General features: G+C 58.2%; 16 protein-coding genes and 3 pseudogenes. 16 read left to right on the plus strand and 3 right to left on the minus strand.

What is annotated here, in order from left to right; all coding sequences use genetic code 11:
• The first annotated feature begins 2 nt into the window (after positions 1–2).
• The 4 genes from NP503_RS31460 to NP503_RS31475 all read left to right on the plus strand — a co-directional run bounded on the left by NP503_RS31460 (position 3) and on the right by NP503_RS31475 (position 3,271).
• Positions 3–251: an EscS/YscS/HrcS family type III secretion system export apparatus protein gene (locus NP503_RS31460; protein ID WP_081714428.1), complete on the plus strand. Its 249-nt coding sequence runs from the start codon at positions 3–5 to the stop codon at positions 249–251.
• Between the two features lie 8 nt (positions 252–259).
• Complete coding sequence (gene sctT / locus NP503_RS31465; RefSeq protein WP_024505376.1) at positions 260–1,078, plus strand: type III secretion system export apparatus subunit SctT; 819 nt, start codon at positions 260–262, stop codon at positions 1,076–1,078.
• Entirely contained in the window at positions 1,075–2,112 is a 1,038-nt protein-coding gene (locus tag NP503_RS31470) for an EscU/YscU/HrcU family type III secretion system export apparatus switch protein (RefSeq protein WP_127268423.1), read from the plus strand. Before sctT ends, NP503_RS31470 begins: the two co-directional genes overlap by 4 nt.
• Before the next feature lie 355 nt (positions 2,113–2,467).
• Positions 2,468–3,271, plus strand: a complete 804-nt coding sequence (locus NP503_RS31475) for an Effector protein NopP (RefSeq protein ID WP_127268422.1) — start codon at positions 2,468–2,470, stop codon at positions 3,269–3,271.
• Between the two features lie 542 nt (positions 3,272–3,813).
• Here NP503_RS31475 and NP503_RS31480 read toward each other — a convergent pair.
• Entirely contained in the window at positions 3,814–5,925 is a 2,112-nt protein-coding gene (locus NP503_RS31480; RefSeq protein ID WP_236383459.1) for a hypothetical protein, read from the minus strand.
• A gap of 1,351 nt (positions 5,926–7,276) precedes the next feature.
• On the opposite strand from NP503_RS31480, the gene NP503_RS31485 reads away from it, so the two are divergent.
• From NP503_RS31485 to NP503_RS31510, 6 genes are all read left to right on the plus strand, one after another.
• Complete coding sequence (locus NP503_RS31485) at positions 7,277–7,606, plus strand: hypothetical protein (protein ID WP_081714433.1); 330 nt, start codon at positions 7,277–7,279, stop codon at positions 7,604–7,606.
• Between the two features lie 72 nt (positions 7,607–7,678).
• A complete protein-coding gene (locus NP503_RS31490) occupies positions 7,679–7,921 on the plus strand; it encodes a nodulation protein NopA (protein ID WP_224570034.1) in 243 nt (80 codons plus the stop codon).
• A gap of 117 nt (positions 7,922–8,038) precedes the next feature.
• On the plus strand, positions 8,039–8,929 hold the full coding sequence (locus NP503_RS31495; protein WP_127248571.1) for a hypothetical protein: 891 nt from the start codon (positions 8,039–8,041) through the stop codon (positions 8,927–8,929).
• Between the two features lie 232 nt (positions 8,930–9,161).
• Complete coding sequence (gene sctV, locus NP503_RS31500; protein ID WP_127270994.1) at positions 9,162–11,225, plus strand: type III secretion system export apparatus subunit SctV; 2,064 nt, start codon at positions 9,162–9,164, stop codon at positions 11,223–11,225.
• 53 nt (positions 11,226–11,278) lie between these two features.
• On the plus strand, positions 11,279–11,821 hold the full coding sequence (locus NP503_RS31505) for a tetratricopeptide repeat protein (RefSeq protein ID WP_082826568.1): 543 nt from the start codon (positions 11,279–11,281) through the stop codon (positions 11,819–11,821).
• An 894-nt stretch (positions 11,822–12,715) separates the two neighbouring features.
• A complete protein-coding gene (locus NP503_RS31510; protein ID WP_024505385.1) occupies positions 12,716–13,186 on the plus strand; it encodes a MucR family transcriptional regulator in 471 nt (156 codons plus the stop codon).
• A 228-nt stretch (positions 13,187–13,414) separates the two neighbouring features.
• Here the strand turns inward: NP503_RS31510 and NP503_RS31515 are convergent, their stop codons facing one another.
• Together NP503_RS31515 and NP503_RS31520 are read right to left on the minus strand one after the other, a co-directional pair.
• Positions 13,415–13,627 carry a cold-shock protein gene (locus NP503_RS31515; RefSeq protein ID WP_008874821.1) on the minus strand — a complete coding sequence of 71 codons (213 nt, stop codon included), beginning with the start codon at positions 13,625–13,627 and terminating at the stop codon, positions 13,415–13,417.
• 1,543 nt (positions 13,628–15,170) lie between these two features.
• Positions 15,171–16,292, minus strand: coding sequence for a DUF418 domain-containing protein (locus NP503_RS31520; RefSeq protein ID WP_024505387.1), 1,122 nt, complete (start codon positions 16,290–16,292; stop codon positions 15,171–15,173).
• Between the two features lie 754 nt (positions 16,293–17,046).
• On the opposite strand from NP503_RS31520, the gene NP503_RS31525 reads away from it, so the two are divergent.
• The 6 genes and pseudogenes from NP503_RS31525 to NP503_RS31550 all read left to right on the plus strand — a co-directional run.
• Positions 17,047–17,505: a response regulator transcription factor gene (locus NP503_RS31525; protein WP_236383461.1), complete on the plus strand. Its 459-nt coding sequence runs from the start codon at positions 17,047–17,049 to the stop codon at positions 17,503–17,505.
• A gap of 220 nt (positions 17,506–17,725) precedes the next feature.
• A pseudogene (locus tag NP503_RS31530) lies at positions 17,726–18,201 on the plus strand (helix-turn-helix domain-containing protein); the annotation flags it as partial.
• 601 nt (positions 18,202–18,802) lie between these two features.
• Positions 18,803–19,462, plus strand: coding sequence for a response regulator transcription factor (locus tag NP503_RS31535; RefSeq protein ID WP_127267036.1), 660 nt, complete (start codon positions 18,803–18,805; stop codon positions 19,460–19,462).
• Positions 19,459–20,787 (plus strand): HAMP domain-containing sensor histidine kinase, encoded by a 1,329-nt coding sequence (locus NP503_RS31540; protein WP_127267035.1) that lies wholly within the window; start codon positions 19,459–19,461, stop codon positions 20,785–20,787. Before NP503_RS31535 ends, NP503_RS31540 begins: the two co-directional genes overlap by 4 nt.
• A gap of 1,950 nt (positions 20,788–22,737) precedes the next feature.
• A pseudogene (locus NP503_RS31545) lies at positions 22,738–24,042 on the plus strand (M16 family metallopeptidase); the annotation flags it as partial.
• Between the two features lie 549 nt (positions 24,043–24,591).
• Positions 24,592–25,317 (plus strand): annotated as a pseudogene (locus NP503_RS31550) (M16 family metallopeptidase); the annotation flags it as partial.
• Positions 25,318–25,430 lie beyond the last annotated feature (113 nt).

The raw sequence follows: 25,430 nt of genomic DNA on the forward strand, positions 1-25,430 counted from the left end.
TTATGAGCCAATCACTGGTGGTTTTCATGATCTGGATTCTACCGCCGCTCATTGCATCAGTGGTTGTCGGCCTCGTCATCGGCATCCTCCAGGCGGCGACGCAGATCCAGGATGAAAGCTTGCCGCTCACCGTGAAGCTTCTGGTCGTTGTCGCGGTGATTGGGCTGTTTGCTCCTGTGCTAAGCGCCCCGCTCATAGAGCTAGCCGATCAGATCTTCACCGAGTTTCCCGCAATGACACTTAGCTACTAGTCCGCCCCATGGACGCGCCATCGGCCGATATTCAAATTCTGATCCAGACGGCTCTCGAACTCGTCGTTGCGGCAGGTCTTGGGGCAGCCCGCGCGATGGGCATCATGCTGATCTTTCCCGTATTCACACGCTCGCAGATCAGTGGGCTGATCCGGGGCTGTTTGGCTGTTGGCTTCGCACTACCATGCCTGGCACATGTCAGTGGCGGATTGCCGGCGCTGGATCCTGATACACGCCTGATCCAGCTAACCCTGCTCGGATTCAAGGAAGTTTTTGTCGGTGTACTCCTTGGCACTTTTCTTGGCATTCCGCTTTGGGGCCTTCAGGCTGCCGGGGAGCTTATCGACAACCAACGCGGCATCAGCAGCCCGACCGCTTCGGCCGATCCCGCGACGAACAGTCAGGCTTCCGCGATGGGCGTTTTTCTGGGGATCACTGCGATTGCCATATTCGTCGGATCAGGAGGCCTGGAAACTTTGATCAGTGTCCTGTACCGCAGCTACTTGATCTGGCCGGTGTATCAGTTTCACCCGACACTGAGCGGGCCAGGAGCAATGGAGTTGTTGGGGCTTCTCGACAGCATAATGCGCACGGCATTATTGGTATCGGGGCCTGTCGTGTTCTTCCTGATACTGATTGATATATCGATGATGCTGCTGCGTCGCTTTGCCCCGCAATTTAAGGCGAGCCAACTGTCTCCGGCAATCAAGAACATTGTCTTTCCAGTTCTCATGGTCACCTACGCTGCCTATCTGGTGGAGAGCATGAAACTGGAGGTCACACGTGCCAACGGCGTGCTGGAGTGGTTCGACAAATTGCTGCCATGAGCGACACAAGTGAAGAGAAGACACACGCCGCCAGCCCGAAGAAGTTAAGTGAAGCGCGCAAAAAAGGACAGCTGCCACGTAGCTCCGATTTCGTCCGCGCGGTCGGGACTTGCGCTGGGCTCGGCTACCTTTGGCTAAGAGGCAGCGTGATCGAGGACAAATGCCGGGAAGCGCTCCTATTAGCCACCAAGTTGCAGAGCCTACCTTTCGATACCGCGGTGCCGCAGGCATTGGTTGTGCTCGTCCAACTCACCGTCGCGGCTGTTGGCCCGCTGCTTGGAACCCTCGTCGCCGCGGTGATTTTGGCCAGCCTGCTAGCCAATGGTGGATTTGTCTTCTCTCTGGAGCCGATGAAGCTCAGCTTTAAGAAAATTGACCCCTTTGAAGGGCTGAAGCGCTTGGGGTCTGCTCGTTCCATGGTCGAAGTCTGCAAGACCATGTTCAAGGTATTGGTTCTCAGCGCAACCTTTTCCATTGTCCTTCTCGGGATGTGGAAGACAATGGTCCCTCTGCCGATCTGCGGCATGGGCTGTGTTGGCCTCATCTTTATGGAGACAAAATTGCTGATGGGAATTGGCGCCGGCGCACTGCTGGTCGGCGGACTGATCGATCTCCTGCTCCAGCGCGCGTTGTATCTGCGCGAAATGCGCATGACCAATACCGAAGTGACGCGCGAGTCGAAGGATCAGCAAGGAGCGCCAGAGTTGAAAGGTGAACAGCGTCGCATCCGCGAGGAGGCGGCCGACGAGCCTGCGCTTGGCGTGCAACGCGCCACGCTGGTCTTAACAGGAAGGGCGGTCCTGATCGGTCTGCGTTACGTTCGCGGTGAAACCGGGGTGCCGTTCTTAGTTTGCCGTGCCGAAGGTGAGCGCGTTTCACATGTGTTGAGCGAGGCGCGGGCACTACGCCTGACGATCGTCCATGACCATGTCTTAGCGCGTCAGCTGATAGGCACTACAAAACTCGGCCACGCGGTTCCTATGCAATATTTCCAGCCTGTCGCGAAAGCATTCTTTGCCGCAGGCTTGGCCTAGTCATTGGAAGTCCACGACTGCCAGTTCAAAACTGACCTGGCTCCATGCTAGTGGCAAATGTCGGCTGGCCATCCGTGCCCCAGTGTCTCTGTCAGGCCAACCGCGCAACCGCGGGCCTGGGGCAATCACTCCCCTCGGATCTGCCACCCAGCAACTACGGCAAGTCCTCCGGGCATGACCTTGCAGCCTCTGCTGGCCGGTGCGTGGCGCAGTCCGAGGTTTTGAGGCCGGCAGTACGGATTTGATTGGTGCAGCCGTTGGAATGCCCTCGTCAGCTAGTCGTCAACTAAGCGCCCTATGTTGAACAGCCGTGCTAACTTGAGCTCGGTTGCGAAACATAGGAGTACGAATCGTCATGTATGGTCGAATTGGTGGCTCATCCGATAGTTACCGCGCGCATAATGCCGGCGAGCAAGCGGATGCAGGAAGCGAAGGGTTCGCGGACACATTTGCCCGAATGCACTTATCCGGATCGGAAGGTAGCGGCGCCTCATCATCGGCGGCTCCCCAAGCATACTCCCTCAATTCCCGACCTCCTGTGGTGGAGATCAACAGGACTTCCTTCAGGAGACAGGTGAGGCAATTTCATGGTGATGAAATCACGCACATCGCCGACAATCCTCAAGAGTATTCAGAGTTCGTATCGTCACGAGCCAGGCGCACCGCGGACGTTGCTCAGCAATATGGCATCCGTCGAGATACGGAGCACGCGCGATATTTCAGTTACCAATTGGGAGACCGGAGTGCCGGACTGCTGAGAATGGAAGGCGGATTCAGCATGAACGAGTTCGAATCGGAAAGTTGGCGGGAACAATTTCCTGGTCGAACTGAGGTCACTTCCATAGTGGATCTTCAAGTCGCCCATCCGCTCGTCGAAAATGCGGGCGATATTCTGCTGGAGCATCAACTTCGGATAGACGGCGACCGACCGTTGCTGAATTGGCGTGCGGCTAATCCGGAAGCACAAGCGCGCGCGCAGACGATGGGGTTTGTTGAAGTGGATCATGGCGACCTGGTGCTTGACCCTACGCAGCATCCCGACAAATGGACGAAGAACAGTGCCGGTGAGTGGCAGCGTGCAGGCAAACCTCCACTCTATCTCCACAAAACCGAGGACAGCGACAGCAGCGATAGCGGGTCCGACGACGATTTCATGTGATTTGTCGACCCGCCGCCGAGCCTTGCAACTGGTGACGGTTGCAAGGCTGTTGGCAGTGAATGCTAATTGTCCGGCGACAGCCCCGCCTTAGCGCCAGCGCCGCCGAGCAATCCAGCCCATCTCCCAGACAATAAACTGCGGATGCGCATCGTGGGTGCTTGCGAGCGGATTGTATTCGGGCCGGAACTCCGCCTCTTGGATACGAGCTCTCCCGAATCCAATTTTCTCCACCACACCGTTGGGTCGTTGCGATGCGCCGATCCCGATCGGATCGGCTATGCCTGCTCCGCGCTCGCAGGAAGACCTTCCGCCTCGATCTTGGCGGCGCGATCTCGGCGATAAGTTGGATGGGAGGCAAGATACGCCGCCACGTCAACAGCAGGTAACGCGACATCGCAAATCGGCCCTGACGGTAGCCGATCGACTCCAATCGCCGGACCGCAACTCGCGCAGCGGCATTCGCGGTTTGGCCAGGAGAAATGCTCGCTGACTCACAGCGTGGCCGGCCGCATTCTGCCCTAGACCCCAAAGTACGTGCCCTGTCATGCAGCCTGCGCCGACGGGAGCTCGGCACGCGAATTGCGTGGTTGGCGGCCAAGCCCCGAGGTCAACAAAGACTTACAGAAAGCGGGGGTGAGTTTGCCGCGATGAATTATGACCTTCTCGCGACCGGACCTAGCATCGGCTTCCTCTCGCTCTCGATTGTAGCCGCGCTGTTCGTTGGATTTAACGTGGCAAGCGGTGAATTCGGAATCAGCCAGCCCTTCTAAGTTTCTGGCCAAGACGGGGCGACTCGTGTGGATGTGCACCCACATCGGGCTCGGCATCGCACCATTGACCAGCATCTTGGGCTGCAGCTTCATCTCAAACAGCTTTCCTGGCTCGCCACGCAGCGCGACCGGTGCCTCCGGCGGCATCAATTCGTCGGCATTGCACAAATGTTCCAGGTATTTTTGCGCCGGAAATGCGTAGGTCTTCATGCAATCAGTCGTAATGCCGGCTTTTCCTTCATTCAATGCGTTGGCCTGTCCCAGCACCATGTTCAGCAACCCTTTGAGCTGGTCTGTGCGTTCGTGCACTTTGGGTAGCTGGGTGGAGGTGAGTAGCAGGCGTACATTACGCCCGTGCAACCCGGCGAGACAGGTTTGCATCTCAATGGCCTGGGCTCGCAGGTACTGGGCCACATCGTCCACGACCTTACCGGCCTCCTCAGGCTTCATCTGGCGCACTTGGGAGACGACGCTTTGCTGACCGGCCAGATCGAACTGCAAAAGTTCGTCCAATCGTTTGAGCCGCTCCGTCAATACCTCCATTGACAACGCGGCGCCCCCGATTGTCGAGCCTGCCCCCGACGAACTCGCAGCCACCTCTTGCGCTCTCACCTGTGTACTCGCAACTTGATCCGAGCGCGCGAGAACCTTGGCTGCTGGCACTGTGCCGGCGTTCGAAGCGACTGGTGTTGATGGCTGCCCGGCGGCAGAAGTCCCGGCGCGAGCTGCCGACTTATGCTTTGACTTCCCTTTCCTTCGCGCTGTAGTGCCTTCTGACACTGCAGCCGTACCAGCAGTGTCAGCCGGTATCGCAGCGCCTGCCCTGGCCGGCATCGCAGCGCCCGCCTGGGCCTGTGGCGCCATGATGGCTGACGGCGGAGACTGCAGGTTCAACAAGTGCATGGCATCGTGCGCAGTGATCCATGCATCGTCCACGATCCGTTCGAACAGTTTCAATGGGAGGCCGGCATCTGGGTAGGTATGGCTTAGCTTGGTATGCACCTCGTGCAACGCCAATCCAAAATCCGAAAGCCGCTCCATGATTTTTTCTACAACCGCGCAATCATGAGCGTTGAGTGTTTTGCCATCCATTATGCCCTTCGCCAAAGAGAGGGCGCGAAGAGCTTCTTGAGCGGCGCTTGCCATCAGCTGCACCACTCCATTTCGACCGACGAGGAGTTCCTTCAAATCTGGCTCGAACCTGCTCGCCCGCAGTTCAATCTTGGCCCGCGCAAGACCGATCCGCTCACGGACCAGCCAGATCCTGACACTCAGTACCGAGCCGGCACGCAGCCGCAGTGCGCACCGCTCGGCTTCCCGCATCACGGGCGTTCCACTGGATAGGCTAGCGGTGGCAGCGCAGGCGGATCGCTGTCGTTCGGAGCGCCATGCCTTTTTTTCCCACCACTTAATTGCCGCCGTATGGTGGTTCTCCACATTTAAAATCAACAGCTCCTGCCGGTCCGCCTGGGAGTAGGAGTAGAGTCTATCGACCATACCTGCCGCTATCTTGGTCTTTTCGTCCAATTTCGTGATCGTCGACAGGCCAAGTTGGTCTACTTCATTCGCGGCGTCGCACACGATCTGGCAACATCTACGCACCTTGTCGTCTGGCATAATTGTCTGCGCCTCAGCCGCAGGCAGGCTAGCGCGGTACTCCAGAATTGCTGAGGCTGCACCGACGACCCGACTGATCAGCTCCACCGCCTCCTCGGGAACGTCGGTTTTCCTGGCCGCAGCCTCGCAATCAGTCAGTTGTTGAACAAGACTGTTCATTCTGAGCTGTGTCGGACTGATATCTTCATTTGACGATGAGCTGGTGCCTTCCACCTGCGCGGTTGATAGTTGGCTACCGACCGGCGCCATGGCTTCGCCCTCAGACATGGAGGGAGAACCGCGCCGCCTTGCGGCTGCGCCACGTGGCGCTACGGTTCCGCGTGGTGGCGCAGCGGCTCCACGTGGCGGTGTGTTCAGGATTTGATCTTCGCCAATCGAGGCGCCTGGCAGACTTTCGCGGGCATCGCCTGGACCGCGCGCAACTGGAAGGGAGGAGGGCCTCCTATCGGCGTCCCCAGAGCGCATCTGCTCCACAACGGAATCGAATGACTGTCCACCTTCTCCCGCAGCAAGACTTGATTGCGAAAGGGAACTGCTCGCCCGCCCCGCGCGGCTGGCTCCAGTTTCAGCCTGCGATTTCCGTGGTCGGCCAATGCCCTTCATATTGCGTCTCCGTAGTAGGCGAGAATGTGCTGCTATTGTGCTGGCGGCTGACGAGACCAGCGGCATCTTTCGGTTAACGTCACGGTCAGCCAGACCCGCGACGGCGTAATGTTCCCGCCAAAGTGCTTCTCAGTAGCAGGCCAAGATTGGCCCGAGCTCACAGGACTTTCGCAACGTTGCCATCGATGTCCTGAGATTATCAGCGCTTCAGTCCGCCGATTTCCAGGAACAGCGAATGAAATCAGACCAACTCGGCCAGCTCCCCTTCCTAGACACGTGCCTGACGATTTTATTGATGCGTCACTCCTCTCGTTCGCCACCGACAAAGTCACACATTTGCTTCAGAGAAGCGTGTGCGTTGCGTATCGCGCGGGAAACCATTTCGATCTATAGTTACAAAAAGTGTCGAGACGGGACCTTTGGATCCGAAGGTCAGGCACGGCCGGCCTAGATAGACCGCTTGGCTGACGATTAGCTGACGATGGGAGTTCTCACGAACAGGGCAAGAAAATCCGACCGCTTCAAGCTTTCGATATGGTGAGAAGAGGATCCGCACCGGCCTCCCAAAGCCGGCAGACCATCCCATGTTCGTACGGTCGCCGACCTTCTCGAGGCCAATGAGCTCACCGCGCCGGGCCGTGATGTGCAGGCGAGAGAATGGTGATGCAAAGACCGAGTTCCTGCTCGTTGCGTGCGCCCGTGGAGCCAGCAAGAATACGGTCATTGCGGTCATGCAGCACGTGGACCGTGCCTCCTGTTCGACACCACAGCATCGAGATGCAAACCAGCTGCTGCGGCTGCCATTCGGTCGCGGCATGCGTGGACGGCGGGATTGGCCGAACAGCCGAGATCGTGGTCGACTGTTCGATGCGAGAGCAACATCCTGCAGAGCATACGGTTTTTGCGCTGGCCGGTTTTTGTCAAAAGCCGTCAGGTTCTCGAAAGCTCCCGCCCTTAGCTTGATCGAGGTTAACCTTTAACACGTCGCCGCCAATGGCAAATGCCGGAGTACCTGATGATAGCAGCAATTGGGAGTGGAGTTGGCAACCTCGGGACTTCCTTGATCCGAAAGGGCCATGGGGATTCGAAATCCGAGCATTCTGGTGATGGCAAGCCGGCTGATGGCAATGATGGCAAGCCAGCTGGTGGGAATGATGGCAAGGCAGCTGGCGGGAACGATCGGGCGGATAACCGGACCGTTTCAAATGATCAACTTCAAGACAACTCACAGTCTGCAGCACAAAGTGAAGCCTTCCAAAGTATCCTGCGATCGTTCGCGTTCCAATTCGCGAACGATGCGATGGCTGAGGCCGATGAAGCTTTGGATGACACAGAAGATGCCTGACGCGGGAAAATCCGGCGTGAGGTCATACAGGCCGTTATTGACGGCACAACTCCAACAGAAAAAGGAATGATCATGGCTGCAGTTGATAATAATAAAAAATCAGGCAATACCAATACCAGTAGCGCCGGCAATACCGATAAAACTAACAGTGGCACTCCCGGCAATACAAGCGGAGCTGATGCTACTGCTTTTCAGGCGCAAGTGCAGGAACTAACCAATGTTAGCTTGGAGGCGACGAAAAGGAGTGTCCAGTTGCGCACTCTAACGACCAATCTCCAGACCATCAAGAAGGCCGCCGACGAACGCGTTTCGTAATGTCGGAGGCGGGTTTTAGACTGCCCCTTAGCGCGTCTCCTTATTGACGCGACGTAGTCCCGAAATGAGCCGCATGGCAATTGCCATGCGGCTTCTATCCTGTTTGAGAGATGCTCTGTGGATGACGCCGTTTCCCTCCGTTTCGAAGTGCGTTCGGGGCACTATTGCGGTCTGACCGGCAAGACGGATCTTCAAAAGTGTTTAATCGGCAGCGGCTTCGATGCCGATTTGGTCTTTGTCGAGCAGGGACTGGCACCGCATCACCTTCGTGTAACTCTTCTTGGCAAGTCGATCGAACTGGAGGCGCTTGCACCCGGAATCAGTATCGAGGGCAACCGGAATATCGCCGCAGGCCAGTCCGTTGTTGTGCCCCTTCCTGTCGTCCTGCTCGTAGGCGAGATGTCCATTGCTTTGTCCGTGCAGGATGCAGAGCCGCCTGGTTCGACCGGCATACCGCGCCTACCGATCGGTGTGCTCGCCATGGTCATAATCAGCTCACTCGGGATCGGCGCGCTTTCAGGCACGATCTCCTATCTTGGCAATGCAAGTGGATCGAGCCCCAATTCACTTCGGGCTGAAGTCGCGTCCAGAACGATCAGTCACCGCGCTGACAATGAACTTACGGAGGCAGCGGCCCAAGAGCTGCAGGAGGAAGTCGATCGAGCGGGTCTTCTCGACGTCAAGATTGGGTCGGCAAAGGGTGTTGTGACCGCCGAAGGCACCGTCACGTCTGAATCGGTCATCAGCTGGCAGAAGCTTCAGCAATCGTTCGATCGTCGCACCAAGGGTACTCTAACACTGGTGAACGGAGTGCTCATCAAAGAGGAGAAGGCGCCATCCGCAATCGCGGTCGAAGCTGTGTGGCATGGGGTCCAACCATATATTGTCATCGACAGCGAGAAGTATTTTGTCGGCGCCATTTTGGCTGATGGATGGGTGGTCGAACGTATTGAGGACAGCCGTGTGCTGCTGAGCAGGAATGGCCGCATTGCTGCTCTCCAATATTGAAAGCTCGCAGGCCCCATCAAGCAGCACTCTATGGCCAGCCAAACATCCTGCCGCGCTCGGTGCTGACAAGCTGGCTGCGTTGGAAACATTTGCTGCCCAGCCATTTCGCGCCTGCTTGTGGCTCTCATGCAGGGTCACGCGCTGGCCAAGGCTGAGGCGCCTTCGGAGTTCGAAAGCCACGTTTCATGGCGTAACAGCAGAGTAAGTCTCAACCGATTGCAAAGGTGTCTCGATGGCCAACGTCCTGCGTGACTTCATCAAGCGTGCGCCGGCCAGCCCGGATTTAATGGTTGCGTTGATGCTGCTTCTGGCTGTCGCGATGATGGTCATGCCTATCCCGGTCGTGGTGGTCGACGCCCTGATAGGATTCAATATGGGGTTGGCCATACTGCTGATGATGGTTGCCCTGTATGTCAGTACTCCACTTGATTTTTCCTCTTTGCCCGGCGTTATTTTGATTTCCACTGTATTCCGTCTCGCGCTCACGGTCGCAACGACGCGACTGATTCTGGCCGAGGGGGAGGCCGGCAGCATTATTCATACTTTTGGCGATTTCGTCATTTCAGGCAATATCGTGGTGGGTTTCGTCATATTTCTGGTCGTCACCATGGTGCAATTCATGGTCCTCGCGAAGGGTGCCGAACGGGTGGCAGAAGTGGCGGCGCGTTTCACGCTGGATGCTCTGCCGGGCAAGCAAATGGCGGTCGACGCAGAGCTACGCAACGGCCACATCGATGCCAACGAATCCCGCCGGCGGCGCGCCGAATTGGAGAAGGAAAGCCAACTCTATGGCGCGATGGACGGCGCGATGAAATTTGTGAAGGGCGATTCCATCGCCGGGCTGGTGGTTATCTGCATCAACATGCTGGGTGGAATTTCGATCGGCCTGCTCTCCAAGGGCATGTCCTTCGGCGAGGTACTGCATCACTACACTCTGCTGACGATAGGCGATGCATTGATATCGCAGATTCCGGCCCTTCTGCTCTCCATTACTGCGGCGACCATCGTCACCCGTGTGACTGGGACGGCGAGGATCAACCTCGGTACAGAAATGGTCAGTCAGCTCACGGCCAGCACTCGAGCCTTGCGACTGGCGGCCGGCGTCCTGGTTGTAATGGGGTTCGTTCCTGGGTTTCCCCTCCCCGTCTTTCTGATGCTGGCCGCAGTGTTCGCTGCGGTAAGCATTGTCAAGGCTGATGTGCTGGGCGCCGGCACTGCCGATGCGAAAGGTGGAACTGCAGCGGAGCCTAAGCAAGCCGCGCCTGCGAAGGAATTCCCGATCGCATTTTTTCTAGCGCCAGATCTTATGCAGGCGGTCGATCAAGCCGAATTGCAAAAACATATTGGGCGCGTTTCGCTCCTGGTCACAGCCGATCTGGGCATTATCGTTCCTCGCATCCCTGTCTTGGTTGACGAGCAGCTGCCTGCATCGCAATTCCGAATTGATGTCGAGGGCGTGCCAGTCGAACAGGACGCCTTAGATCCAAACCAGATGGCGCTCCGAGCCGATGTAGCGCACGTCGACTCGAGCGGTGTCCCCCTTAGACGTGAGCCGAAAACGGACAGACTCCCGGTTGAACATACCCCTGCAAAGGCCCTTACGGGCGCCGGCACGGAGCATAGGGCTCCCGGCGAACTCCTCGCCTTGCGCGTCCATGCAGCGTTGACCCGCTACGCACCGCGATTGGTGGGCATCCAAGAGACCCGACATTTCCTGGGCCGAATGGAGCAGGAATATTCTGAGCTTGTGAAAGAGGTGCTACGCACGACGCCGATTCCTCGGATTGCCGATGTTCTGCGCCGCCTCCTGGAGGAAGGTATCCCAATCCGCCACACCCGTCTCGTGTTGGAGGCATTGGCCGAATGGAGCGAGCGTGAGCAAAACGTTGCCCTGCTGACGGAATATGTCCGTTCTGGTTTGAAGCGACAGATCTGCCACCGCCATGCCAACACGGAGGGCATAGTGTCCGCCCTGGTCGTCGAGCGCGAGAGCGAGGATGTGATGCGTGGCGCGGTTCGAGATTCGGATGCAGGCCCCTATCTCGCACTGGAGGATCGGCAAAGCGAAGCGATGCTATCACAGATACGTCAGGTCCTTTCGAACGCAGAACCGGGTCAAACCCGCCCTATTCTGTTGACGTCGATGGATGTCCGACGTTTCGTCCGCGGCTTTCTGACGCGAAACGGGGTTGATCTCGCCGTGCTGTCTTATCAAGACCTCGCCTCCGACTTTACAATTCGCCCCGCAGGATCCGTCACACTCCCGCACGGATCGAACAGCGGATTGTTAGAGTAGTCCCACCTTTCCTAACTGAACGCCACGCGCCTCCCCGATAACTGAGAGATAACATGAATAGTAATACAGTTTCTCCATCGCCTATGTTTCTGCGCCGGAACTCACTTCTTTTTGCCGTACTCGCCATTCTGCCTTTGGGCGGTTGCGCCAGCTGGCAAAAGCCGGCTCTTTCCGTGCAGGAGACATCTTCCCCCGAGTTGCTCAGCGCCGATCAAATCGATCCGGCTATGCGCGAACGCATTTTGCGCGAAGTTGGTCAGGATGTTCAAGAGCGGGCTTTGCGGGATGAGGTGAAGCAGCACCCGGACAATGTTGATGCGGCGATACGACTTACAAATGCCTTGGTGGGCCAGAAGCGCCCGCACGAAGCGGTTGAGGTGCTCGACAGCGTCTTGGTTGCAGCCCCAGGAAACGTACGTGCATTGAATGCGAAGGGCGTGATTTTGGACATTGAGGGGCGGCATGACGCGGCACAGGCCCTGTATCGGCGAGCTCTCGAAAACGAGCCAGGCAATCAGATGGTGCAGCATAACTTCAATCTGTCGCTTGCCTTTAACGGCAAGTCCGAACAACCAAGGTTAGCACGATCGCAATAGGTGGGCACAGTGCATGCGCAGCCTGTTCCCCGGCTCGAACACGCGCTCGGCTCCCATCATAGATGGCCCCCTGAAGAGAGCCATATCTATGCAAAACAGTTGCTCCAGATCTGGCCGGCAGAGATCGGCAGGAGAGCCGGATGACATCACGCGGCCACCCGCAAGGCCACCCGCCTCGCTTCGTTGCCAGAGCGCCCTCTCCCTCGCCGGTCACCGTCTCGCAATGCGGCGACCTGGCTTAAGGCGGTCGACCGAGCGCCCGATGCAGTAGCCATGAATACGTAACGCAGCGATGGACCCGCCGGATCGTGTCGCGCTTGTGCTGGCCGTCCCTGCCATTACAGCACGGTGATTGTAGCTGGATCATATTCTAGAGGCATCGATGGTGTGGATGCCTTCGATCCAAACAATCGATTTGTTGAATTCGTCCGCCTGAGGAAATTAGCTGCGGCGATCCGACTTCCGACGCCTGCAGGCGCAAAACCAACAGCGTGAGCGCTGCGGGTCCGGATGCAGGCTGCAAAGTGCAATCACCAGCGCTGATAAGCGGCAAGTGAAGAATGTATCGCTCGGGCGACTCCTGTGTTGTGCACGGTTGCCCCGCGAGGTGAACTGTAGCAGCTTGGCAGCTCAGCGTTCACGAAAGGAGAAAAGATTTGGGGCCAAGCAAAGACCGGCTTTTTTGATTGTCTTGCTGTATCGCTATGGTGGGGCGGGCGCGACCGCTCCCATAATTCAATACGCTGCCTTTAGCGATGGACGATGACGGGATGCGTCGCCGAGACTTCAATGGTGGAGGAGCAGCGCACCCGTCGATCCATTTGCTTTCAGCGGCAACCGCCACTATGTAGCGACACTTCGCCCAACTGTGTTTCAAGCTGCCCGGAGAAGTTTATGACAGAAGAACCCCACAAGACCGACATCCTCATCGAGCTCACTGCCGATGTTGTATCAGCCTACGTCTCCAACAACCCCGTCCCGGCGGGGGAGCTTCCTGCCCTGATCGCCCAAGTGCACGGGGCTCTAAACGGCACGGCTGGACTCATACCGGCAGAAGAGCCTGTGCCTGTAAAAAAACCTGCTGTCCCGATCAAAAAGTCGATCGAACCGGACTACATCATTAGCCTTGAAGACGGCAAGAAATTCAAATCGCTAAAGCGCCATCTGGCGACGCACTATGGTCTGACCCCAGACGAATATCGCGCCAAATGGGGTCTGCCGTCGGATTATCCCATGGTGGCGCCGAATTACGCCGCTGCGCGCTCCGCCTTGGCCAAGACCATGGGACTCGGCCGCAAACCGAAAGAGCCGGAAGCCCCAGCCACGGCGCCGGCGAAACGGACCCGCAAGAAGGTCGCAGCCTAAATCCGTATCAACAGTCGTTCGGACGCGCAGCAGCCGTAGGCCCAATCTGCGCGGAATCAAAGGGCGGGGATGAGCCCCGCCTTTCCCGTCCAAGAGCCTCATTTCCAGAGTAATTCATGATGGCTCCAGCAATCCCTGCCGCGGCATTAACTTGCATGCTCCGGCCCGGGTTTCGAGCCGTCAATGCGTTCCGGCGATGACGAACCTTGTCAAGGCTTTCCCGGACCGTTAGCCAGCCTTGCTGAGGCTGCCTGCAGAGGACTTTCCCGTGCGGCGATCCTGTTCCACCTCGTAGTTGATCTTCTGGCCCTCATTAAGGGTCGACAGGCCCGCTCGTTCAACAGCGGAAATGTGGACAAAGACATCCTGACCGCCGTTGTCAGGCTGAATAAAACCAAAACCCTTCGTGCTGTTGAACCACTTCACCGTTCCAGTCGCCATATCCATTCCTTTGTAATAAGTCGCAACTTAGGCAGGCCATTCACGCCAGCCTGATTTGTACACGAGACTTTAGGCGCATCAAAATCGGAAAATTGCAAGGCCCACTCGATCGCCTGATCTCCAGCAGCAACTGCAACATATGCGAGGCGCGTGCCAGACGAGGCGTATGCCAGACGTTTCGTCGTGCGCTGTCGCTCGAACGTTGACAGAAACAATGACACACCTTGCAAACTCGGCACATCTTGTGGACGTGCTCGGGTCGCTTCTCGACTGCGATACCCGCTCCTGACCGGGTATCGTCGGCCAAAATGAGGGTTTTTGTCATGTGCCGCCAGACCGAAAGATCAGGCGCGCAGCGACCTGCACATTCAAACCGGAACCCGCGAACCTCGATTAGCTTCTGCCTGCTCCGAAGGGCGGTAGCCTGCTCTGAGGCGGGCCACTGTCGGGTTGAAAACCAACTGTCGGGTTCGGAACCCCAGATTGTCGGCAAGGTACGCGCCGCCCACTGGTTGGCCAAAGGGGCACTGGCTCCTGATCCTGCCGCCATGCTCGCCCGATCTCAACCCGATCAAGACAGGTCTGCTCAAAACTCAAGGCGCGGCTGCGGAAGAAGGCGGCCAAAACTTTCGACGCTCTCTGCGGAACTCTCGGCGATATCTGCCAGCTGTTGGAGCCAAATCAAAAACCATTAATTGCGACAGGTGATTTTATGACATTCATTGCGAAGAGGCCAGAATGAACAGCGGAAGAGAGTAGCAGCTCTCTGGTCGCGGCGAGGTGGATCGTCGACACGATCGGCACCTGGCCCGTGCGGGGATCGCACCGCAGCCAGCACCAGAGCCAGATCTTGACCGCTTGCCTTGCTCAGGCGCCACAACAACGAGTGGCTGGAAGCAGATCCACGTGAACTCAGCGATATCGATCAGACGATGCTTACCCTCATGAAAGCCGATCCCGACGCTGTCCAGCGCCGCGAAATCCTGACCAGCATATGGCGCATCGGATGCCACCGCCTGCACACTCACCATCGACATGCCGGAACTCGGAACCAAAGGCCGCAAGCCTCGCCGGCCTCGGCAAAATGGAGCGGCCGCGCCTTCATCCGGGGCGGCCGGGCCAATGTTCGCCAGGCCCTCTACATGCCCGGCCCTTCGCCCTGCGCTTCAACCCCGACCTCAAGGCAAAATACCAGGCGCTAAAGGCGGCAGGCAAACCCGCAAAGGTCATCATCTTGTTGCGAAAGCTCCTCATCCTAGCAAACGCTCTCCTCAAGGCGCAGCGAAAATGGCCCCTAAAACCCTTGACCGAAACGGATACCTTAGCCTTTCAGGTGAGGCGGGCCGAGATAGACCAACCGCGGGTTTAACTTCGCGAGTTTAAGCTGATTATGCCGATGCAACTCTAGCGCCTGCGCGACCGTTTTAGCTTCCATCAACAAGGCGGCAGGGTGGGAGGAAGTACCCTCCCCTGCCGCGAACAAGCTTTGGACAAAGCCCCACCTTGTCCGTAATGTGATCGGGAGGCCGGGGCGCGGCGGTGCTCAGCGGATGTGACGCGCGAGATCTGCGACCCTACCCATCAGCACTTCCATCGGTCCTCGCTGGAAGACGCGCAGCCAAAGCACCGCAAAAGTGCTGATAACCACAACGAAGCCAAAGAGCGTGGACAGGCTCTCGTCTTTGAAAATGTTTATCTTCATAAGATAGGCTATTCCCGCAATGTGCAGCACATAGGCCGTCAAAGACATCGAGCCGACTGCGATTATTGGCCAGACCAGCTTTCGCAGACGCGGGAGCGCATCCACAGCGAGCATGCAAGCCGCCAAGATGATCATTGCGCAACCGGTGCTGCCCACGATCGAAAGCGTCGTTTCGCTATGAGGTGCGGCTATCCATGACGACTTGACTATAAATGACGACTTGGAAGGCTCAAAAGCGCCGTCAACGTCAGACCACCACAAGGAGGTTTCAGTCAAAGCGCGGGAACTCAGCGCGAGCAAGGATCCCCCATGGCCCAACACGGCCAGCGCGACCCCCGCCAGACCAAGGCGCCAATGCGCTGCTAGCGTATTAAGATTAAGGCGCGCGATGGCCATGCCAGCGATGAGGAAAGGAACCCAGGTCACCGCGGGATAGTAGCCGTTGACCATGAGGTTGAAGACCGGGTCGAGGAGGTTGGGGGCAACCGACAGAAGGGAGGAACGGACTTGCGGGAGAACTAATGCCGTAGCGGCAGCGATCAAGCCCAGCTGATATGCGCTGAGCCGATGGAGCGGCAATACCAACAAGAAGCAAATTCCGTAGTATTCTAGGATGACTTCGACCTGGGTACCGAGGCAGCCCAGGATTGAGCCAAGCGCGAGCAAAACAAGGGCACGAATTGCGACTCTGGCGATGGCCTGTCTACCGGCTATCCCCGACTTCGGCGCCTTGCGACCTGTAATCAGGAGGATTGAAAAACCGGCCAATACGGCAAACAGGGCCGACGGCCGCCCATGGGTTAGTTCCATCAGAAACCCGACTAGTCCTCCTTCGCCGGGGTCGGGACCGAGATGGGCGGCATACATCCCGAAGACAGCCAGGCCCCGAGCGAGGTCGATGCCGACCAGCCGATCTACTACCGACCCATTCCTAGCGTCGGCAACCGGTGCCTTCATTACCATGGTAGATTCCCTTGTTGGGTGTGTGGATCGCGGGAGCCGCGATAGGAGAGCCGGTCGGCTGCTGCCGTCGCCTCGTGAAAGGGTTCAAAACATCGCGCCATCTGGCGCATCGAGCCGGCGACAGAGCTGTTCAGCCATTAGCCTGGGGTAAGAACAACAGATCGGCTCACAAAGCCTGTGTCACGGACCTGAAAAGTGGTGTCGCGGAACCGTCGTTTTTTGCATGATGGCTAAGCCGAGAGATCCACTGCACCGACGAGAGACTCAGCGACGTTAGATATCCGATCAGTACGCCGCGGCTCCGCCGGTGACGATCACCCCGGGTGTCAAGGCCAGGGCGTAAACCTGCCATAATCTGTGGTAGTGCGCCCGCGACCAATCCGTTCGACAAAGCTCGGCGCATGGTCGAGCCAATCATATTCTTCCATGTGGCTGTTGCCTGAAAAACCGAAGACGCCGTTCGCTGGTCCAGCTGTTCCAGACCTCGGCCTGCGTCGGTCATTAGAACCGGCGCGCCTGTTTCCCAAATCAATTTGCTGATGCAGCCGCCGGGGGTCACATTGAGCAAAAGTGCCGAGGTCAGGACGGGTTTCATAGGGGCTCTTCGTTTGGCTTTGTTAACGACCCCTTTCTTGCAAGTTGTAGCTGACAGCAGCCTGAAAGCTCCCCAAATAATTCGCTGCCGCCGGTTCAGCCTATTGTCAGCTTCGACCAATAAGATGGGAGCCTTGCCCTCATACCGGAGCTCGGCAGCATGATGCGAATACTGCTCACTGAAGACGATAAGGACCTTGGAAGTGCTATGCACGATCATTTGGTGGCTGGTGGCCACGCGGTCGACTGGGCCAAGAACCTGTCCGAAGCGCGCGATTATGCAGCTGTGGTCGGCTACGACCTTATTTTGCTCGACGTTCACCTGCCGGACGGCAATGGGATCGACTATCTGCGGGAGCTGATCAAGGAACTTGAATCGGCACCGGTCATCATTCTGACAGCCTGCGATCGGATTTCGCATCGCATCGAGGGCTTCAACGCTGGAGCCGACGACTATTTGGTCAAGCCGTTCGATCTGGGGGAACTCTCAGCGCGTATCCATGCAGTGGCACGTCGCCATGGGCATTCTCCGGAGCCGCAATTTTCGGTTGGGACGCTTTCCATACAGGCAGCCGAGCGACGCCTCTTCCGCGACGGGCAGGAGGTCTACCTGACTTGACGCGGATGGGCGGTGCTCGACTACCGTCTGCCCCAGCCCTGCACGGTCGTTTCAAAAGGGAAGATCGTGGACGCGCTTTTCGGCAGACGGCGCTGATTCATACTCTAAAAGAAAATTCGGCTTCCAGTTGCCTTGGCCATGACTGCCCTTCCCGAGAGATGGGTGACAGTTCATTCCGGATAGATGGGTTACACTTTCGGCCCTTTGCAAGGAGAGCAAGGTGCCTTGGAAGGAGTGCAACGTCATGGAAGAGCGGCTGAAGTTCGTCGCCCGGCTGCTGGACGCGAGAAGATGGCGGTGCTTTGCCGGGAGTTCGATATCTCGCGCAAGACCGGCTACAAGATCCTCACGCGCTACAACGACAGCGGCCTGGAGGGGCTGACGGACCGATCGCGGCGGCCCTATCGCCACGCCAATCAGCTTCCGTTTCAAATCGAGAAGCTGATTGTGCGCCTCAAGCAAGACAAGCCGACATGGGGTGCGCCGAAGATACGCGAGCGGCTGGCCCGGCTGTATCCGGATGTGCACCGGCCCGCGATCTCGACCGTGCATGCCGTGCTCGACCGCCACGGCATGGTCGAGCGCCGCAAGCGCAGGCGCAACAGGGCGACGGGGACACCACTTTCAAACGGCTGTCGCCCTAACGATCTTTGGTGTGCCGACTACAAGGGCGAGTTCGGCAGAGAACACGGCCGGGACAGGGGATCACAAACACTTGACCGTTCCAGACCCTGGCAGTGGCGCATCGATTGACCGTTGGCTCTGTTCGTGGGCACCGAAAATAGGGCCTTCTTGGTCCTCGGCAGAGAATATGGCCCGGACGGGGGATAACAAACACTTGACCGTTCCAGACTCTGGCAGTGGCGCATCGATTGACCGTCGACTCTGTTCGCGAGCGCCGAAAATACGGACGACCCCTATGGTCAAAGTGCACTTCTGACCTGCTAGGCACTGTTCGATAACTGGAGGCACCCGCTACGGTGCCCTCGTATTTAAGACACCTGTCAGTTTCAAGCCTGGACATTGACGCGTGGCGCGGCTGCCATTCGTTGACCGCCACGTCGAATTGCCCGCCAACCAGTGTACAGCCGCCGGTGGTCACATTGAGCAAAAGTGCCGAGATCAGGAGGGGTTTCATAAGGCCTCTTCGTTTGGCTTTGTTAACGACCCCTTTCTTGCAATTGTAGCTGACAGCAGCCTGAAAGCCCCCAGATATTCGCTGGCGCCGGTTCAGCCTACTGTCAGCTTCGATCAATAAGGCAGGAGCCTTGCCCTCATACCGGAGCTCGGCAGCCTGATGCGAATACTGCTCATTGAAGACGACGACGACCTTAGAAGTGCTGTGCACGATCATTTGGTGGCTGGTGGCCACGCGGTCGACTGGGCCAAGAACCTGTCCGAAGCGCGCGGTCATGCAGCTGTGGCCGGCTACGACCTTATTTTGCTCGACGTTCACCTGCCGGACGGCAATGGCATCGACTATCTGCGGGAGCTGATCAAGGGGCTTAATACAACGCCGGTCATCATTCTGACAGCCCGCGATCGGATTTCGCATCGCATCGAGGGGCTCAACGCTGGCGCCGACGACTATTTGGTCAAGCCGTTCGATCTGGGGGAACTCTCGGCACGCATCCGTGCAGTGGCACGTCGCCAAGGGCATTTTCCGGAGCCGCAATTTTCGGTTGGGACGCTTTCCATACAGGCAGCCGAGCGACGCCTCTTCCGCGACGGGCAGGAGGTCCACCTGTCTGGACGCGAATGGGCGGTGCTCGACTGCCTTCTACGCCGGCCCGGTTCGGTCGTTTCAAAGGGGAGGATCGAGCACGCGCTTTATTCATTCAATTCGGAGTTCGAGAGCAACACAGTGGAGGTTTATGTCAGCCGGCTCCGTAAGAAGATCGGCGGGGATAGAATAGCAACCGTGCGTGGCTCCGGATACAGGCTCGTGGTCACATGACGAACTCGAACAGCATGACGAGAAAGCTGATATCGTGGTTAGGCGGGGCAACGCTCCTGGTTTGGATCGCCGCCCCAACCATTGCTGCGTTCATTTTTTGCAATAATGTAAACGAAAGTTCGGATGACTTGCTCCAGGCGAGCGCAGAGTACAGAAAACCAGAGCTGATCAAGGTCTTGAATGGAAAACACGTTGATCAATACAATAACCACTTGCCAACTTATGAAAAGTACTGGACCTATCGTGAGCAGGTTATTAATAAGTACGGGGTAGTGCTTATTTCTGAACCGGAAGAGGGTCAGCAGCCCTTCCCTGATGCTCCCCTGAGTAACGGCTTTTGGCGAAACGCTGATTACCGCGTCTACACAGAGGAGATCCAAGACGGCGTGTATCATCGGTTGGCCGAACCGCTTGATGGCCGCCGTACCACAATCGCGAAGGGCGCACTTTTTGTCTTCCTTCCGACACTCGTGCTCCTGCCCTTTAGCTTAGCTGTTTGGTGGATCGTGATCCGGCGCTCGCTGCGGCCAATCGAGGTACTGCGACAGCAGATCGGATCGCGCGACGGCGGCAATCTGTCACCAATGGACTTGGGCGATTTCCCGGCAGAGTTGGCTCCAATCGCGGCATCCGTCAATCGGCTTCTCGATCGTCTGCGGGCGGCTCTCGAGGCCGAACGCGAGTTCGCCGCAAACAGTGCGCATGAACTGCGCACGCCGATCGCAGGTTCAATCGCTCAGATGCAGAGATTAGTGGCCGAGCTTCCCAATGGGTCGGCCAAAATGCGTGCGCGCGGCATCGAGCAAGCGCTGTCGAGCCTTGGCCGCCTTGTCGAAAAAGTGCTTCAGCTCGCTCAAGCCGAATCGGGGGTTGGCATGGCGGATCACGCGATCGATCTTGTCCGATCGGTTCGGCTGGAAATCGACGACCTGAGGAAAAAGCCGCAATATGCCGGACGCCTGCATCTTAACGTCGACGGCTGCACCACTTTGATGCGCAAAGTGGATGTCGATGCGTTTGGGATCCTCCTTCGTAACCTGATCGAGAATGCGCTGATACATGGACTGCCCACTGTTCCGACAACAGTTTCCGTCCAAACTGATGGAACCATCGCTATTGCAAACGCCGGACCGGTGGTGCCCCTCCCCGACCTCGAAGGGCTTACAAAGCGATTTAGTCGTGGTGCTACTCCTGCTGCGGGCTCAGGCCTTGGTCTACATATCGCTAACATGGTTATCCAGCGGATCGGTGGCAGTCTAGAGCTTGCGTCGCCCGCCCGCGGTCGCAATGATGGTTTCGAGGCGATCATACGAATTCCTCAATGACACCGGTGAATTCGACGACAGTTGGACACAGGGCGGATTGCTGGCAAGGCTGCTGACAGGGCGAACTGTACGGCAGTATGTATACGGCGTAGAAATCGTACTTCACACAACGCATTTCGGCCGCGGCAATCAATGCCGCTATCATCGTCTGAGCAGTTCGATCGAAGCGACACGACATGATCGGCAAAATCGAAGGCTCCGCCTCACCGCTCGCTCGATTTCGCCCGGGGAGAAAAAAGGCCATCCGAGAAAGTGCAAGCCGCCGCGCAAAGGCGACGTGTCCAATTGTCTGGGTGCCCCTGTGCGCCGGCCCGATCGGGTTGGCGCAGGTCCAGTAAGGACCCGGACCAACCATTCCATTTAGACGACCGGCAGGTTTTAATCGGCGTCCGGATCGCCGTCCCAAAATGCCCCAAGTATACGGCTAGAAAGGCTGCCAACGATCGAGCTTTGGTCGGAGGCGTGCTTGTCAGCGTCTTGGGTGCTTGACCGGCCTTTGCAATGGCCATCGCCATCGCAAGTATCGTGCGTGGCCAGTGAGACCGCAATTTCATCAGCCTGGAGCCGACCGTATCGGTGCTTTTTTATGATTTAGGGATTTTTCGTTTTCCTCTTGGATCATCACGGGTTTGGAGAGGATCTGGTGTTAAGTGCCATTCGGAGCGCCGGCGAACCGCCCGAAATTAATGTGGTCGAGTGATGAAGCCTCCCGAATGCGTTAAACGAGACCCTTTATGGCGGCCCTGGCTGACAACAGTCTGAAAGCTGCAAGCGGCATGCGAAAATGGGGCGATCCTGAATGACGACAGATGCTATCAACATGAAAGAGGCTCGCCCTGAAAGCTGAGCACGCTTTATGCTCAGGCTGCTGACAAGGCCAAAGCAGCGTAAGTGCGTAGTGAAATCCAAGGTCCACATGGGTCGTCGCGCGTCCCATGCGCCTGGGAAGGCGCCGGCCCGGCCAAGCTTTCCCAGCTCGTCCGCATGATGCTTCGCTGAGCGTCAATGGACGTTGGCGCGAGACCAAGGCGTCGTGCGTTGCAATCCGGACGGTCCAGGGTATCAGGAGTTTCACGGCCTCGGCCCGCTTGGCTGGCCACAGTTGAAGCTCCAACGTACCGGCTGGCACCGGGAAATTGGGCTCTGCGCTGCCTCAACGCTGATGGCACGGTCAATGCTTGCCTACCGATGGGGCCGCCCATGCCGTGATGCTGTCGGTCGACGTTCGCAAACCAGACCCTCGCGAGACCCAGCGAAGGGGCTCGCCGGTTCGACGAGGGACCTTACCTCTTTATGCGCGGCATCATTATCGAGGATGACATGTTGCCTTACACGTCGTCCCTCGCGCTCGGGTCTTTGTGGGGCGGATGAAGTCCTGATCGCGGTGGCACTGCTGCATGTTTGCGTAAGACCCATCCAGTCACGATCGCGCTGTCCTTCGATGTCGCGGTGCTGATAGGCGGGCAGATCGGTGTGCGCGGCGCCCGCCAAAGGATCGTCGTCACGCCGGAGGAGGCGAGCGTCATAGCCGGCGCGCCGGCGAAAGGCGCTTTCTGTCGGATGCCCGACAATGTCGGATATCGCAAGTATCAAGGTTGGATCAAACCTTGCGAATCGGGGCTTTCTTACTTGGCACGGGGCATGCTCAGGTATCCGCAAACACCCAATGGATAACGAGCAGACTTCCCATGGCCTCACCATGCCGAAAGTTTCCCGGACGCATCCAAAGATGAGGCTCGCGTCAGGCCCAGCAACACGCTGACGGCTCATGTGGCTCGGCGTCGCGTGCCGATCCACTTTCTCCCAATAGGCGTTCGGGAGACATAGATCCTTCAAAATGAGGAACAGATCACTTTGCCAGGAACGCAGCCCATAACCCCACTCTCCCTACCAGAACTACCAAGCAAGCCCCGCACTCATGGGCTTCGCAGGACGTCCGTTGCGTCCGAGTTGGTCGGCGCGGGGCCGGCTCCGATCCCCGTCGCATGGGAGGACGGCAAGGCGAGGGATTTCGTGCTCGACAACGGCATGGAGGTGGTCGTCATTCCCAACCACCGGGCGCCGATCGTCACCCACATGGTGTGGTACAAGATCGGCAGCGCCGACGAGCCGCCGGGCAAATCCGGCATCGCCCATTTCTTCGAGCATCTGATGTTCAAGGCGACGACCAACCATGCGGGCGGCGAATTCGACCGCGCAGTGTTCGAGATCGGCGGCTCCAACAACGCCTTCACCTCCTCCGACTACACCGCCTTCTATCAGACAGTGGCGCCGTCGGCGCTCGAGCTGATGATGAGCTTCGAGGCCGACCGAATGCGAAACCTCATCCTGACCGACGATGTCGTCAAGACCGAGCGCGATGTGGTCATCGAGGAGCGCCGCTCAAGCACCGACACCAACCCGCAGGACGTTCTCCATGAGGAGATCGACGCGACGCTGTGGCAGAACCACCCCTATCGCATCCCGATCATCGGCTGGATGCAGGAGATCGAGCAGCTGAACCGCGTCGACGCCACCGTCTTCTATGAAAAGTACTACTGGCCCAACAACTCCGTGCTAATCGTGGCCGGCGATGTCGAACCGGACACGGTGCGGGCGCTGGCCGAAAAGACCTATGGCAAGGTGGCGCGCGGACCTGACCTGCCGCCGCGCATCCGGCCGGTTGAGCCCGAGCAGAACACCAGGCGCACCGTCACGCTCTCAGACGCCCGCGTCAGCGTGCCCAGTTTTTCGACGCAGTGGGTGGTGCCGTCCTACCACACCGCCAAGCCGGGCGAGGCCGAAGCGCTCGACCTGCTGGCCGAAATTCTCGGCGGCGGTAACCGCGGCCGGCTCTACCAGGCGCTCGCTGTCCAGCAAGGTTTCGCTTCCAGCGCCCGCGTCTATTTCCAGGGCACTATGCTCGACGACACCAAGTTCGCCATCTATGGCGCACCGCGCGGCGATGCCAAGCTGGCTGATCTCGAAGCGGCGGCCGCTGCCGAAGTTGCCCGCATTGCCGAGGATGGTGTCAGCAACGAGGAACTAGGCAAGGCCAAGGACCACTATTTGCTCAATATGATCTTTGCGGAAGACAACCTGGACTGGCTCGCCAGCATCTACGGCTCGACGCTGGCCACCGGCGGTACCGTGAAGGATGTCGAGGAACGGCCGAATCGCATCCGCAAGGTTACCCCCGAGCAAATCAAAGCAGTTGCCGCCCGCTATCTCGCGTTCGACCGTTCGACCACGGGCTATCTCTTGCCCAAGACGGAGAATCAAGAGATGACGCTCGGCGCTCGGCCCCATGCTGCGATGAACATCCAGGAGGTGAAGTCCGAAAAGGGCATCATCGCCTGGCTGGTGGAGGACCACACAGTGGAAATCGTCAACATCGGCTTTGCCTTCAAGGGCGGCACCAAGCAGGACCCGGTCGGGAAGGAGGGGATGGCCAAACTGATGGCCGGCCTGTTCATCGAAGGCGCTGGCCATTACGACAGCGGTGCCTTCCAGGTGAAGCTCGACCATGCCGGCGCCGAAATGAGTTTGGACGCGCAAAGCGACGACATCTACGGATCGATGTGCATGCTTTCCAAAAAGCAGGACGCGGCGTTCGGCCTGCTTCGGCTCGCGCTGAACGCGCCGCGCTTCGAGCAGGGGCCGATCGATCGCGTCCGCGCCGAGATTGTCTCCCGCATCGTCGGCAGCGAGCGAGACCCTAACGCCATCGCTCAGCGCAAATGGCTGCGCGCGATCTATGGCGCGCATCCTTGTTCAAGGCCGGGAGAAGGCACAAAAGAGAGCCTCCCCGGCATCACGCCGTCCGACCTCCGCGCCTTCCACCAGGCCATTTTCGCTCGCGACGGGCTCCATATTGCCGTGGTGGGTGACATTGACGCGAACACGTTGAGGGAAAGGCTTGACCAGCTGTTTGGTGATTTGCCTGAGCAACAAACCCTCGTCCCCGTCTACGATGTCGCGCCGAAACTCGGTCAACTGGTGGAGGAGAACTACGACCTGCCGCAGACTTCGCTGACGTTGGCCTGGCCTGGCGTGAAGCCTAGCGCGCCGGATTTCTACGCGGCCGTGCTGCTGAACGACATCCTTGGCGGCTCATACTTGACTTCCCGCCTTTACGAGGAGGTACGTCAAAAACGCGGCCTTGCCTATCACGTCAGCTCTGAACTAACCCTTGACTCGCTTCTGGTTACGACAGAGACACGCTCGGACTGCGCTGCCCAAACACTGAGCATCGTGCGAGATGTGGTAAAGCAGATGGCGCAGCAAGGACCGACCGGGGCCGAGCTCAAGGCGGCGAAGAAGCACCTGATCGGCGCCTATGCCATCGACCAACTGGGCTCGACCCGCTCGATTGCAGACCGGCTCCTGGATTTGCAGATTCACAAGGCCGACGTCGACTACAACCAGCGTCGCGCCCGCAGCATCGGTCGGGTGACGCTCAAACAGGTCAAGGCGGCGGCCAAAAAGCTGCTTTCGGCCGAGCCCGCCATTTTGGTGGTCGGCCCGCCGCTGGGCGGCAAGGATGAGTAAAGAAACTCATCACACCTTCCTTCTTCATCGGGGCTTCTCGTGGGAAGAGCGTTGGAGGCCCGTGGGCCAAGCAGATCATGCAGACGCGCGGAGTCGTTTTCGCCGACCTTGCG

The sequence above is a fragment of the Mesorhizobium sp. SEMIA396 genome (assembly GCF_024518615.1).
In the GTDB taxonomy this organism is placed as follows: domain Bacteria; phylum Pseudomonadota; class Alphaproteobacteria; order Rhizobiales; family Rhizobiaceae; genus Mesorhizobium.

What these genes read in the sequence shown, in the direction of transcription:
- NP503_RS31460 (WP_081714428.1), top strand. Translation starts at nt 3, where the DNA reads ATGAGCCAATCACTGGTGGTTTTCATGATCTGGATTCTACCGCCGCTC.
- sctT (WP_024505376.1), top strand. Translation starts at nt 260, where the DNA reads ATGGACGCGCCATCGGCCGATATTCAAATTCTGATCCAGACGGCTCTC.
- NP503_RS31470 (WP_127268423.1), top strand. Translation starts at nt 1,075, where the DNA reads ATGAGCGACACAAGTGAAGAGAAGACACACGCCGCCAGCCCGAAGAAG.
- NP503_RS31475 (WP_127268422.1), top strand. Translation starts at nt 2,468, where the DNA reads ATGTATGGTCGAATTGGTGGCTCATCCGATAGTTACCGCGCGCATAAT.
- NP503_RS31480 (WP_236383459.1), bottom strand. Translation starts at nt 5,925, where the DNA reads ATGTCTGAGGGCGAAGCCATGGCGCCGGTCGGTAGCCAACTATCAACC.
- NP503_RS31485 (WP_081714433.1), top strand. Translation starts at nt 7,277, where the DNA reads ATGATAGCAGCAATTGGGAGTGGAGTTGGCAACCTCGGGACTTCCTTG.
- NP503_RS31490 (WP_224570034.1), top strand. Translation starts at nt 7,679, where the DNA reads ATGGCTGCAGTTGATAATAATAAAAAATCAGGCAATACCAATACCAGT.
- sctV (WP_127270994.1), top strand. Translation starts at nt 9,162, where the DNA reads ATGGCCAACGTCCTGCGTGACTTCATCAAGCGTGCGCCGGCCAGCCCG.
- NP503_RS31505 (WP_082826568.1), top strand. Translation starts at nt 11,279, where the DNA reads ATGAATAGTAATACAGTTTCTCCATCGCCTATGTTTCTGCGCCGGAAC.
- NP503_RS31510 (WP_024505385.1), top strand. Translation starts at nt 12,716, where the DNA reads ATGACAGAAGAACCCCACAAGACCGACATCCTCATCGAGCTCACTGCC.
- NP503_RS31515 (WP_008874821.1), bottom strand. Translation starts at nt 13,627, where the DNA reads ATGGCGACTGGAACGGTGAAGTGGTTCAACAGCACGAAGGGTTTTGGT.
- NP503_RS31520 (WP_024505387.1), bottom strand. Translation starts at nt 16,292, where the DNA reads ATGGTAATGAAGGCACCGGTTGCCGACGCTAGGAATGGGTCGGTAGTA.
- NP503_RS31525 (WP_236383461.1), top strand. Translation starts at nt 17,047, where the DNA reads ATGATGCGAATACTGCTCACTGAAGACGATAAGGACCTTGGAAGTGCT.
- NP503_RS31535 (WP_127267036.1), top strand. Translation starts at nt 18,803, where the DNA reads ATGCGAATACTGCTCATTGAAGACGACGACGACCTTAGAAGTGCTGTG.
- NP503_RS31540 (WP_127267035.1), top strand. Translation starts at nt 19,459, where the DNA reads ATGACGAACTCGAACAGCATGACGAGAAAGCTGATATCGTGGTTAGGC.